General features: G+C 67.5%; 11 protein-coding genes. 5 read left to right on the forward strand and 6 right to left on the reverse strand.

Annotation, left to right across the window (positions count from 1 at the left end; translation table 11 throughout):
- Positions 1-456 precede the first annotated feature (456 nt).
- Complete coding sequence (phbB, locus tag ACN5KJ_RS16825) at positions 457-1179, forward strand: acetoacetyl-CoA reductase (protein ID WP_206565249.1); 723 nt, start codon at positions 457-459, stop codon at positions 1177-1179.
- 200 nt (positions 1180-1379) lie between these two features.
- Complete coding sequence (locus tag ACN5KJ_RS16830) at positions 1380-2312, forward strand: VOC family protein (protein WP_418595122.1); 933 nt, start codon at positions 1380-1382, stop codon at positions 2310-2312.
- 178 nt (positions 2313-2490) lie between these two features.
- Here the strand turns inward: ACN5KJ_RS16830 and ACN5KJ_RS16835 are convergent, their stop codons facing one another.
- From ACN5KJ_RS16835 to ACN5KJ_RS16845, 3 genes are all read right to left on the reverse strand, one after another.
- Positions 2491-2667, reverse strand: a complete 177-nt coding sequence (locus ACN5KJ_RS16835) for a DUF465 domain-containing protein (RefSeq protein WP_206565247.1) — start codon at positions 2665-2667, stop codon at positions 2491-2493.
- A gap of 109 nt (positions 2668-2776) precedes the next feature.
- On the reverse strand, positions 2777-3559 hold the full coding sequence (locus ACN5KJ_RS16840; RefSeq protein ID WP_418595123.1) for a tRNA1(Val) (adenine(37)-N6)-methyltransferase: 783 nt from the start codon (positions 3557-3559) through the stop codon (positions 2777-2779).
- Positions 3549-3764: a DUF2007 domain-containing protein gene (locus ACN5KJ_RS16845; RefSeq protein ID WP_347166727.1), complete on the reverse strand. Its 216-nt coding sequence runs from the start codon at positions 3762-3764 to the stop codon at positions 3549-3551. The genes ACN5KJ_RS16840 and ACN5KJ_RS16845 overlap by 11 nt, the downstream gene beginning before the upstream one ends.
- 54 nt (positions 3765-3818) lie before the next feature.
- Between ACN5KJ_RS16845 and ACN5KJ_RS16850 the strand changes: the two genes are divergently transcribed.
- Complete coding sequence (locus tag ACN5KJ_RS16850) at positions 3819-4817, forward strand: polyprenyl synthetase family protein (RefSeq protein WP_418595124.1); 999 nt, start codon at positions 3819-3821, stop codon at positions 4815-4817.
- On the opposite strand, the gene ACN5KJ_RS16855 is transcribed toward ACN5KJ_RS16850, so the two are convergent.
- The 3 genes from ACN5KJ_RS16855 to ACN5KJ_RS16865 form a co-directional block, all read right to left on the reverse strand.
- Positions 4810-5634: a 4-(cytidine 5'-diphospho)-2-C-methyl-D-erythritol kinase gene (locus ACN5KJ_RS16855; protein WP_418595125.1), complete on the reverse strand. Its 825-nt coding sequence runs from the start codon at positions 5632-5634 to the stop codon at positions 4810-4812. The genes ACN5KJ_RS16850 and ACN5KJ_RS16855 overlap by 8 nt on opposite strands.
- Complete coding sequence (locus ACN5KJ_RS16860) at positions 5621-7330, reverse strand: tetratricopeptide repeat protein (protein ID WP_418595186.1); 1710 nt, start codon at positions 7328-7330, stop codon at positions 5621-5623. The genes ACN5KJ_RS16855 and ACN5KJ_RS16860 overlap by 14 nt, the downstream gene beginning before the upstream one ends.
- Before the next feature lie 337 nt (positions 7331-7667).
- Complete coding sequence (locus ACN5KJ_RS16865) at positions 7668-9320, reverse strand: 4Fe-4S dicluster domain-containing protein (RefSeq protein ID WP_418595126.1); 1653 nt, start codon at positions 9318-9320, stop codon at positions 7668-7670.
- Between the two features lie 466 nt (positions 9321-9786).
- Here ACN5KJ_RS16865 and greA point away from each other — a divergent pair, with 466 nt between their 5' ends.
- Together greA and ACN5KJ_RS16875 are read left to right on the forward strand one after the other, a co-directional pair.
- The gene (gene greA / locus ACN5KJ_RS16870) at positions 9787-10257 is read left to right on the forward strand and encodes a transcription elongation factor GreA (RefSeq protein WP_206565238.1); all 471 of its coding nucleotides are present in this window, start codon (positions 9787-9789) and stop codon (positions 10255-10257) included.
- A gap of 16 nt (positions 10258-10273) precedes the next feature.
- Positions 10274-11275 carry a hypothetical protein gene (locus ACN5KJ_RS16875; protein WP_418595127.1) on the forward strand — a complete coding sequence of 334 codons (1002 nt, stop codon included), beginning with the start codon at positions 10274-10276 and terminating at the stop codon, positions 11273-11275.
- Positions 11276-11539: the final 264 nt, after the last annotated feature.

Genomic DNA, 11539 nt, shown 5'->3' on the forward strand with positions numbered 1-11539 from the left:
TCAGGACGCGGTGGACCAGCAATGGGCTGCATTTCAGCACTGGCCCCGGTCCGTCATCCGGTTGGCGCGCAGACGCGCGCCAACCCTCCCAAACTTGTTCCCTTCGGGCAAAAACGATTCGCATTTCAAGGCCGGACGGCTCTATCGGCCCCATCCCCCAAGCCCCTGTCGACCCCTGTCGCCCGGCATACATCGGGCCCCTGTCGCCCCCCTGCGCGGACACCGGTTTCAATGACCGGTGACGGTCCGCTGCGCGCCAGACCGGCGCCTCGCTAGAGCAATGGAACGGAGGCCCCTGCCATGACGATCGGTTTCGACGATCAGCAGAGCCTCCGGGGGTCAGGCCCCCGCGAAACCGTGACGCAGCCCACACCCGAAAAATATCGGCGCAATAAAGTTGCGCCGGAAGGCCCCAGCATATAACGATTCGAACTGACGCCAGAACTGGAGGATACCATGGCAAGAGTTGCACTCGTCACCGGCGGAAGCCGCGGCATCGGAGAGGCGATTTCCAAGGCGCTGAAGGCGGAGGGCTACGAAGTGGCCGCCACCTATGCCGGAAACGACGAGAAGGCGAAGGCCTTTACCGAGGCGACCGGCATCAAGACCTACAAGTGGAACGTGGCGGATTACGACTCTTCCAAGGCCGGTATCGCGCAGGTCGAAGCCGACCTTGGCCCGATCGACGTGGTCGTCGCCAATGCGGGCATCACCCGCGACGCGCCCTTCCACAAGATGACGCCCGAACAGTGGAACGAGGTGGTCGACACCAACCTCACCGGCGTCTTCAACACCGTTCACCCGGTCTGGCCCGGCATGCGCGAGCGCAAGTTCGGGCGGGTCATCGTGATCTCCTCGATCAACGGTCAGAAAGGCCAGTTCGCGCAGGTGAACTATGCCGCGACCAAGGCGGGCGACCTGGGCATCGTGAAGTCCCTGGCGCAGGAAGGCGCCCGCGCGGGCATCACCGCCAACGCCATCTGCCCGGGCTACATCGCGACCGAGATGGTCATGGCGATCCCCGAGAAGGTCCGCGACAGCATCGTCGCCCAGATCCCCGCAGGCCGCCTTGGCGAGCCCTCCGAGATCGCGCGCTGCGTCTGCTTCCTTGCCTCGGACGACGCGGGTTTCATCAACGGCTCGACCATCTCGGCCAACGGCGCGCAGTTCTTCGTGTAGCCCCCTCATGCCCCGCATGAAGGGGCAGCCGGAGACAGTGTTCTTCGGCACAGCCGAAAACACGGTCCGGTCGCTTCGGATAGGCCCCGCCCCTCTCGGTCGGGGCCTTTTTTGTGCGCCAGCGCACCAACAGGCCGCTCATGTGCGTCTTTTCCCAGTCTCAGGCGCGCTATATCCGTAGATCAAAGAGGAGAAGCGCCATGCTGAAACAGATCAACGGATTGCACCATGTGACCTCGCTGGCCAGCGGGGCGCGGACCAACAACCAGTTCTTCACCAACACCCTTGGCCTGCGCCGGGTGAAGAAGACCGTGAACTTCGACGCGCCGGACGTCTATCACCTGTATTACGGCGACGAGATGGGCACGCCGGGCACCGTCATGACCTATTTCCCCTTCCCCGGCGCGCGGCGCGGACGCCCCGGGGCAGGTGAGGTCGGGACCACCGCCTTTGCCGTGCCCAGGGACGCCCTGCCCTGGTGGGAAGAGCGCCTGTCGGGCCGCGGCATCGAGGGGCTGGCCCGCAGCCAGCGGCTGGGTGAAGAGCGCCTGCTGTTCAAGGGCCCGGATGGCGACGGCTTTGCGCTGGTGGCGCGAGACGACGACCGCGCGCCATGGGCCGCCGAGGATGTGCCCGCAGACGTGGCGATCCGGGGCTTTCACTCGGTCGACATGCGGCTGGACCCGCGCGGCGCGGCGGCGAGCGCGGAACTGCTGGGCTTCATGGGGTATCAGAAGGACGACAGCGCCGACACCGTCACGCGGTTCCGGGTGGCGGGCGGCAATGCCGCGCAGGTGGTGGACATCACCGAGGTCGACGCCGCCCCCGCCGGACAGGGCGCGGGCAGTGTGCACCACATCGCCTTTTCCGTGGACGACCGCGCCGCCCAGCTGGAGGTGCGCAAGGCGCTGATCGACACCGGCTACGACGTGACCCCGGTGATCGACCGCGACTATTTCTGGGCCATTTACTTCCGCTCGCCGGGCGGGGTGCTGTTCGAGGTGGCAACCAACGAGCCGGGCTTCGACCGCGACGAGGACGCCGCGCATCTGGGCGAGGCCCTGAAGCTGCCGCGGCAGCATGCGCATCTGCGCGACACGCTGGAGAAGGTTCTGGAACCGATCCCGGATTGAGGGCCGAGGGGGCGGAGGGGGCTCTGCCCCCGCTTCGCCCCCCGAGGTATTTGGAAGACCGAAGAAGGGCGCGGGCTATGGGAGGGAAATCAGGGTGCTGCGCGCGGGACCGGGCGGGCAGGACGCTGGTTTCCGAAACGGACCTGCCCTGAGGCGGACAGGTCCGGGGATGGGCCGCCTAGGCGGGCACCCCAGAGGAGAGGCGCGTGATCTCTTCCTTGATCCGCAGCTTCTGCTTCTTAAGATCCGCGATGTGCAGGTCGTCGATCCCGGGGGCGCGCTGCGCCTGTTCAACGGCTGTCGACAACGACTGATGCTTCTTCTTCAGTTCCTGCAGGTGCGAACTCAAGCTCATGGGATCCTCCTTACGAGTGGGGTGAGGCCTTCAGTCCAGCACATCAAAAGACACAAGTCACGCTGCGAGTGCAGCATGTTTTCACACAAATGTAACAAAACGCGCTTTCTCAGCGCAATTTTGCCGGGAAAATAAGCGGCTCTCCTCGCCTGAAGACGCCTTCGAAGCGATCCGTGTATCGATTGCCGCAGCTTTCGTGGCTGTCGAAGGCATGGATCACCGCCGGAGCGTGGAAGCGGAACTCTGCCCGGCCCTCCTTGCGGGCGCGGGCGAGAATCAGCCGGGGCGCCCTGCCCTCGCGCGGCAGCAGCGGCCACAGCTCCAGGGCACCCAGGTGCCGGTCCAGCGCCGCCAGCAGTTCGGGCAGCCGCTCGGCCCGCTGGATGAAGGTTGCGAAGCCGCGCGGCTTCAGCCGGCGCGAGGCCGTCGCGACCCATGTCTCGAGCGGGGTTTCCCCGGCGCGGGCGACCTCGCGCGCCGTATCGCTGGCGGGCACGCGGCGGCGGGCCTCGAAATAGGGCGGGTTGGCGATCACCGCGTCGAACCGTTCGGCCCGCATGGCGGCGGGCGGCGCGGCCAGATCGCCTTCCCAGATGTCGCCGGCCAGCCCGTTCTCGGACAGGTTCCGGCGAGCCAGCGCGGCATAGCCCGGCTGCAGCTCGAGCCCCGCCAGCCGCAGCCCCGGCACCCGCACGCCCAGACAGCAGAGCGCCGGCGCCGCGCCGCAGCCCAGTTCCAGCACCGCCTGACCGGGTGCCACCGCGACAGCCGCCGCCAGCAGCACCGGATCGGTGCCCGCGCGATACCCTTCGCGTGGCTGGAAGACATGCACCCGCCGCCCCAGCATGGCGTCGCGGGTCAGATCCGCCTCGGCGAAGGGGTCAGTCCTCAAACCGCACCCCGGCCTCGCGCAGCAGGCGCCGGGCGGCCTCGGCCTGATCGCGGCGCACCATCAGGCGGCGCGGCAATATGCCAATGGAGCCTTCGAGGACGCTCATGTTTACGTCCAATTCAAAGCTGTCTATATCCTCACCGTCCAGAATGGACCGGACCAGCGGGATCAGGGTGATGTCGTTGGTGCGCAAGAGCTCTTCCATGAGCGCGATGTAAGGACAGGGCCCGGCCCTTGTCGAGCCTTGCAGGGGAGATTGATGAGTTTGGACACGAGCCTGTCGAAACCGCATGAGCGGCTGGCCCAGCTGCTGGCCGATGACCTGGCGCAGGTCAACGCGCTGATCCGCGAGCGGATGGCTTCGAAGCACGCGCCGCGCATCCCCGAGGTGACCGCGCATCTGGTCGAGGCCGGGGGCAAGCGGCTGCGGCCCCTGCTGACGCTCGCCTCGGCGCGCCTGTGCGGCTACGACGGGCCCTACCACACCCATCTAGCCGCGACGGTGGAGTTCATCCACACCGCGACGCTGCTGCATGACGACGTGGTCGACGAAAGCGCCAAGCGGCGCGGGCGTCCGACGGCCAACCTGCTGTGGGACAACAAGTCGTCGGTGCTTGTCGGCGACTATCTCTTTGCGCGGTCGTTCCAGTTGATGACCGAGACCGGCAACCTGCGGGTGCTGCGCATCCTGTCCGACGCGGCGGCGACCATCGCCGAGGGCGAAGTGCTGCAACTGACTGCGGCGCAGGATCTGAGCACGACCGAAGCGATCTACCTGCAGGTGGTGCGCGGCAAGACGGCGGCGCTGTTCTCGGCGGCGACCGAGGTGGGCGGCGTGATCGCCGCACGCCCCGAGGACGAGGTGCAGGCGCTGTTCGATTACGGCGACGCGCTGGGGATCGCCTTCCAGATTGTCGACGACCTGCTGGATTACTGGGGCGGCGATGCCACCGGCAAGAACGTCGGCGACGACTTCCGCGAACGCAAGCTGACGCTGCCGCTGATCAAGGCCTTCGCCGCTGCGGACGAGGAAGAGCGCGCCTTCTGGAAGCGGGTGATCGAAAAGGGCGACCAGCGCGATGGCGATCTGGAGCACGCGCTGGCGCTTCTGAACCGGCACGGTGCGCTGGAAGCCACCCGGCAAGAGGCGCTGGCCTGGGCCGAGAAGGCGCGCGCGGCCATGGGGCGCCTGCCCTCTGGCGAGATGCGGGACCTGCTGATCGACCTCAGCGACTACGTGGTCAGCCGCGTCAGCTGAGCGTTGCGGCGGTGATCCACCAGCCGGGGTGCTTCAGGCGCAGGGCCGCTGCGGCGGTCTCTGCCGTGGCGCGGTCGTCGTAGAGCGCAAAGCAGGTGGCGCCCGATCCGGACATACGGGCAAGGCGCGCGCCGGGGGTCGCCGTGAGCGCCGCAAGCACCTCGGCAATGACCGGCTGCACGGCGATGGCGGGGGCCTGCAGGTCGTTGCGCTGCGTTTTCAGCCAGGCGATCGCGGCGGGCGTTCCGCCGTCCTCCGGCATCGCGTACATCGGGGGATTGTCCTTGCAGGTCAGCGCCTTGAATACCTGTGGCGTGGGCACGTCCACGCCCGGGTTCACCAGCACCGCCTGCATCGGCGCCATGGTCAGCGGCAGCACCCCTTCGCCGATTCCGGTCATCCGGGCGGCGTGCCCCAGGCTGCAGACCGGCACATCGGCGCCCAGCCTTTCCAGCCCCTCGACGGGGAAGGGCCTGCCGTAGAGGTCCTGCATCGCGCGCAGAACCGCGGCGGCGTCGGACGATCCCCCGCCGATCCCGGCGGCGGCGGGCAGGTGCTTGTCCAGCGTGATCGCCACGGCGCAGCCGAACCACTCCGCCGCCTTCCAGCACAGGTTGCGCGCATCCTCGGGCACACCGGCGGCGCGGGGGCCGGTCACGGTCAGGCGCATCTCGGGCGCATCGGCGACAGTGACGCGGTCGCCTACATCGGCAAACATCACGAGGCTGTCCAGCAGGTGGAAGCCATCGGCCCGCAGGCCGGTCACATGCAGCGTCAGGTTGACCTTGGCCGGCGCGAAGGCGCTACTCGGAGGCATCGGCCCTCAACAGCGGCGGTTCTCCATCCTCGGACAGGACCGCATCCAGTCCCAGCTCGATCTTGCGGCGAATGCGGTCGACGTCGGCCTCTTCGGCGGAATCGCTCATATCCGCGAAGGACAGCGCGCGTTTCCACATGAATTCGGCCTCGCGCTGGCGCCCAACGGCCCAGTAGACGTCGCCAAGGTGGTCGTTCACGATGGGGTCGATGGGCATCAGTTCCGCCGCGTGCTCCATATGCGGCACCGCCTCTTCGTAGCGGCCAAGGCGGTAGAGCACCCAGCCGAGGCTGTCGACGATGTAGCCCGAATCGGGGCGCGCCGCGACGGCGCGTTCGATCATGTCCAACGCCTCGTCGAGCTTCAGCTCTTTCTGGACCAGCGAATAGCCAAGGTAGTTCAGCACCTGCGGCTGCTCGGGGTTCAGCTCCAGCGCCTTGCGGAAATCGGCCTCTGCCTCGGGCCACTTGTCCTGCCGCTCATAGGTGATGGCGCGGGCGTAATAGAGGAACCACTGGCGCGCGGTTTCCTCCTGAAAGGCGTCGATGGCCTTGGAATAGGCCTCTGTCGCGTCCGTCAGCCGCTCTTCCTCCCGGTAGAGGTCGCCCAGCGTGCTGTAGAGCGAGGGCAGATCCGCATGATCCTCGGCCATGCCTTCCAGCAGGGCAATCGCCTCTCCCGGCTTGTCCTGATCGCGCAGCGCATCGGCCTGCCCGAGAACCGCAGCGTGCCAGGCGCTGTCGTCCTGCGGAACGCGCTTGTAGGTGGCGACGGCCAGATCGTACTGGCCCATGTCGGCGAGGATCTCGGCGGTCAGCAGCAGCGCGTCGATATGGTCTTCCCGAAGGTAGGTGGCCATCTGCACGTACAGCAGGGTCAGGTCGTCGCTGCCCTCGTTCGAGAGCGCGCCGCCGAGGGTATAGAACACCTCGGCCATGCCGTCGCGCGGCGAGCCGACCTGCGTGAAGGCCAGCTTGTCCCCCCCGGCCAGGCTGTCGCGGATCTGTTCCAGACCCGGGTCCAGATTGCGCCCGAAGGCGGTGTCCAGAAGGCTCAGCGCCTCCTTGTTCTGGTCGAGCTGGCTGAGGATCTGAAGCCGGGCGATGACGCCGCGCCGGGTCGAGGCCATGCCGGATGTCCCGTCCCCGGAAAACAGCGCGTTGGCGCTGTCGAAATCGCCGACCGAGGCCAGCGCCAGCGCCTTGTGATAGGTCGAGAAAGAGGCCAGCCCCGGCACCTTGGCGACCTCGTCGAAGGCGAGGATCGCGGCGCTCATGTCGCCCTGGCCCAGCTGCGCCCATGCCTTGATCAGCCCGTCGGCCAGCGGACCGGCGCCGCGCTTGTCCTCGATGGCCTTCAGGATCGGGCCGTAGTTCTCGGCCCGCGCATCCCGGGCGATAATCGCCATCTGCGCGATCTGGCTGGCGTAGCCGTCCTGCTGCATGCGGTCGGCCAGCGTCGAGGCGCGGTCGATCTCGCCCAGCGAGAGGTTCGCGAGAATGCCGAGTTCCAGCAGTTCGGGGCGCCCCGGATCGAAGGCCAGCGCGCGGCCGTAGTAATGCGCCGCCGACTTGAAATCGCCGTGGAAGCTGGCCTGCCGCGCGGCAAGGTAATCCCCGGCGATCCCGTTTGCCGCCACCGGCAGCGGGGCCGCAAGGAACAGGGCCGCAAGGCCCGCGCGAAGTCCGTTTGCCATAGCTGCCACGATGAATGCCTCCGTTGGTCTGTGCGCGAAAGCCTAGCGGCCCCGGGGCCGTGGTGCAATCGCGACAATCCCCATCCCATGGGCCCGGGCCTGCCCCCACACCCGCACGTTTGCGTGAGCCCCGCCCTCCGCGCCCCATGCGGGCGGGTCCGGGGCCGGGCCGCGCCTGCCCCGCCAGGCCTCGACCATGCCGCGCCTGCCAAGGCGCCCCGAAGCACGCGGCAGCCTTTCCACATCGTCACCCTGCCTGCCCGGGCCGGGGCCGCCTGTCGCGCCCCGACCCCCATGCAGACACTGCGCCCGATTGTTTAAGAAAAGGTCAAACCTCTTACATATTGGGGTAGTTCGGCCCGTCCCCACCCTGCGGCACGGTCCAGTGGATGTTCTGGCTGGGATCCTTGATGTCGCAGGTCTTGCAGTGCACACAGTTCTGGAAGTTGATGACGAAGCGCGGCTCCTTGCCCTCTTCGCGCACCACCTCGTAGACGCCCGCCGGGCAGTAGCGCTGCGCCGGTTCGTCGTAGTTCGGCAGGTTCTCGGCAATCGGAACCTCTGCGTTCTTCAGCGTCAGATGCGCGGGCTGGCTTTCCTCGTGGTTGGTGAAGCTGAACGAGACGTTGGTCAGCCGGTCGAAGGACAGCGTGCCGTCGGGCTTGGGGTAGTCGATGGGCTTGTGGGCAAAGACCTTGCCGGTCGCCTCGGCATCGGACTTGCCGTGCTTCTGCGTCCCGAAGAGCGACAGGCCCAGCAGTTCATTCGTCCACATGTCGAAACCGCCCAGCGTCAGCGAGGCGGTCAGGCCGTATTTCGACCACAGCGGCTTGACGTTGCGCACCTTCTTCAGGTCCTTGCCGATGGCGCCCTCGCGCACCTCGGTCTCGTAGGCGGTCAGCTCGTCCGAGGCGCGGCCCGCCTGGATCGCCGCATGTGCCGCCTCTGCCGCCGCCTTGCCGGACAGCATGGCGTTGTGGTTGCCCTTGATGCGCGGCACGTTGACCATGCCGACAGAACAGCCCAGCAGCGCCACGCCGGGCGCAACCATCTTGGGCATCGACTGGTAACCGCCCTCGCTGATCGCCCGCGCGCCATAGGCCACGCGCTTGCCGCCCTTCAGCAGCTCGGCCACCATCGGGTGGTGCTTGAAGCGCTGGAATTCCATGTAGGGGTAAAGGTAGGGGTTCTTGTAGTTCAGGTGGACGACGAAGCCCACGTAGACCTGATTGTTCTCAAGGTGATAGATGAAGGACCCGCCCCCGGCGTTCGCGCCCAGCGGCCAGCCCATCGTATGGGTGACGGTGCCCTCGCGGTGCTTGGCCGGGTCGATCTCCCAGATCTCCTTCATGCCAAGGCCGAATTTCTGCGGCTCGTGCCCCTCGGACAGGTTGAACTTGCCGATCACCTCCTTGGACAGCGACCCGCGCACGCCCTCGCCGAGGAAGACGTATTTGCCCAGAAGCTCCATCCCCGGCTCGTAGCCGTCGCCCTTGCTGCCGTCGGGGTTCTTGCCAAACTCGCCCGCGACCACGCCGCGCACTTCGCCGTTCTCGCCGTAGACGAGTTCCGAGCAGGCCATGCCCGGGAAGATCTCGACACCCAGCGCCTCGGCCTGTTCGGCCATCCAGCGGCAGACATTGCCCATCGAGACGATGTAGTTGCCGTGGTTGTTCATCAGCTTGGGCATCGGCCAGTTCGGCACGCGCACCTGCCCGGCCTCGCCCAGCATGTAGAAATTGTCCTCGCGCACCGGCACGGTGATCGGCGCGCCCTTCTCCTTCCAGTCGGGGATCAGCGCATCCAGCCCGCAGGGATCCAGCACCGCACCCGACAGGATATGCGCGCCAACCTCGGAGCCCTTCTCCAGCAGGACGACCTGCAGATCGGCGTCGAGTTGCTTCAGGCGGATCGCGGCCGACAGGCCCGCGGGGCCGCCCCCCACGATCACGACATCATATTCCATCGACTCCCGCTGCATGTCCGTCATGTGGCCTCTCCCTTCCGATGGGTTTGCGAAACAAAATTTCAAAGGGAGTTAGCGCGGCAGCGCGGCACGGGTCAATCGGAACACGGCGTCGTGTCGCCCGTTAGCGCCCAAAGCGGTCCCGGCGCGCCGCTTTTTGCACGCCCTGCGCCGCTGTCTTGGCCGATGCAGGGGCAAAGCGCGGGCCGCTCCCCTGCGACCGCCGGCAAGACATAGGCGTGCCGTCAAAGACTGCCAGCCCGACCCGGTGGCTATCCCGCGCCCCGCGCCCCCGGCTCTCCGGTCGCGCGGATATCCGCCCAGCCGCGCGGCCTTGCACAGAGGCCTCCTCTGGCCCCAGGGCCGCGCGGCTGGGCAGTCCTTTGCAGGTTGCAAAAATCCTTCTGGCGGGTTAGGCCACGTGGCTTTACATCCGCCTCACGGGCGGCAAAACTCCCGAAACTCTGGTTTCCAAGGCGACAGGCACCCCATGGAAAAGATCCTGATCACCCGCGCGGGTTTCACCGCGCTCGAACGCGAATTGAAGCAGCTCAAGTCCGTCGAGCGGCCGTCGGTCATCCAGGCGATTGCCGAGGCGCGCGAACTGGGCGACCTGAAGGAGAACGCCGAATACCATTCGGCGCGCGAGAAGCAGGGCTTTATCGAAGGACGCATCAAGGAGCTTGAAGGCGTCATCGGGCTGGCCGAGGTGATCGACCCGACAACCCTGTCCGGCGCGGTCAAGTTCGGCGCCACGGTCACCCTGGTGGACGAGGACACCGACGAGGAAAAGACCTGGCAGATCGTCGGCGAGCACGAGGCCTCGATCGAGAAGGGCCTGCTGAACGTCAAATCGCCCATCGCCCGCGCCCTGATCGGCAAGGAAGAAGGCGACAGCGTCGAGGTCCGCACGCCGGGCGGCGAGAAATCCTACGAAATCCTTTCCGTCTCATTCAAATAGGGGCAACGGGGGCGCCATGGCCGAGACAAGGGAAGCCCGCCCGACGATGCCGGGGTTCTACACCCGCAGTGTCGAGGGCGTGACGCCGATCGAGATCGCGGCGACGGCGGCGACGGTGCTCTGGCTGGCCCTGTCGGGAGGCTTTTTCCTGCTTGGCGATGCCGGGGCCGCGACCGGCGGCATGCATTTCCTGCTGGTGCTGATGATCGTCGTGCTGCCGGTCTGCCTGATCTGGGTGGCGGCGCTGGCGGCCCGCTCGGCGCGGATCATGCGGGACGAAAGCGCGCGGCTTCAGGCCTCCATCGACGCGCTCCGGCAGGCCTATATCGCCCAGTCGCAGGGCGGCAAGGGCGAACCGCCCCACCCCGCCATCATGAAGCGGCTGGACGAGATCGCAGGCGCCCAGCGCAATTTCGAGGCGACGCTGGCCATGGTCGGCGGCGTCCGCACCGCCGAACAGGCTTCGGTCTCCGCCCCGCCGCCGCCGCGCGGTGCCGATGACCAGCAGATGCTGTCGCTCGGCACACCCGCCGAGGCCATGCAGCCGCCCCTGTCGAAGGCCGATTTCATATCCGCCCTGCACTTCCCGGAAACCGCAGAGGACAAGGCCGGCTTCGCCGCCCTGCGCCGCGCGCTCAAGGACCGCAACGCCGCCAAGCTGATCCAGGCCTCGCAGGATGTGCTGACGCTGCTGTCCGAGAACAGCGTCTACATGGACGACCTGCGGCCCGACATGGCCCGCCCCGAGACCTGGCGCAGCTTCGCCGCGGGCGCCCGCGGACGCGCCATCGCCGGGCTGGGCGGCATCCACGACCGCTCTGCCATCGCCCTGACGGCGGGACGGATGAAGGAGGACCCGATCTTCCGCGACGCCGCGCACCACTTCCTGCGCCGCTTCGACCAGCAGTTCACCAGTTTCGCAGAGCAGGCGACGGACGAAGAGATCACCGCCTTCTCCGCCACCCGCACCGCCCGCGCCTTCATGCTGCTGGGCCGGGTCGCGGGCACCTTCGACTGAACACAGCCCCCGGCAGCCAAGCGCAAGCCCCCGATGCGTGACCGGGCCTCGAACCGCGAAGCCTCCCGCCGATCCCGCTGCCCCACGGGGCGACGCGCCCCGCGCAAGCCGCCGCAGCCCCCCGGCTCAAGCGCACCGCCCCCTTCTTCGGTCTTGCAAATACCTCGGGGGTCGCCATCCTGGCGCCATCGGTCCGGGCGACGATGGCGACGGGCAGAGCCCCCGACCGGTCGCCGGGCATCGGCGCGGCGAAACCGGACGCAT

The sequence above is a fragment of the Ponticoccus sp. (in: a-proteobacteria) genome, from assembly GCF_048381735.1.

Coding starts and splice junctions, on each gene's coding strand:
- ACN5KJ_RS16835 (WP_206565247.1), bottom strand. CDS start 2,667: ATGAGCTTGAGTTCGCACCTGCAGGAACTGAAGAAGAAGCATCAGTCG.
- ACN5KJ_RS16875 (WP_418595127.1), top strand. CDS start 10,274: ATGGCCGAGACAAGGGAAGCCCGCCCGACGATGCCGGGGTTCTACACC.
- ACN5KJ_RS16855 (WP_418595125.1), bottom strand. CDS start 5,634: ATGCCTCCGAGTAGCGCCTTCGCGCCGGCCAAGGTCAACCTGACGCTG.
- greA (WP_206565238.1), top strand. CDS start 9,787: ATGGAAAAGATCCTGATCACCCGCGCGGGTTTCACCGCGCTCGAACGC.
- ACN5KJ_RS16850 (WP_418595124.1), top strand. CDS start 3,819: ATGAGTTTGGACACGAGCCTGTCGAAACCGCATGAGCGGCTGGCCCAG.
- ACN5KJ_RS16845 (WP_347166727.1), bottom strand. CDS start 3,764: ATGGAAGAGCTCTTGCGCACCAACGACATCACCCTGATCCCGCTGGTC.
- ACN5KJ_RS16830 (WP_418595122.1), top strand. CDS start 1,380: ATGCTGAAACAGATCAACGGATTGCACCATGTGACCTCGCTGGCCAGC.
- ACN5KJ_RS16865 (WP_418595126.1), bottom strand. CDS start 9,320: ATGACGGACATGCAGCGGGAGTCGATGGAATATGATGTCGTGATCGTG.
- phbB (WP_206565249.1), top strand. CDS start 457: ATGGCAAGAGTTGCACTCGTCACCGGCGGAAGCCGCGGCATCGGAGAG.
- ACN5KJ_RS16860 (WP_418595186.1), bottom strand. CDS start 7,330: ATGGCAAACGGACTTCGCGCGGGCCTTGCGGCCCTGTTCCTTGCGGCC.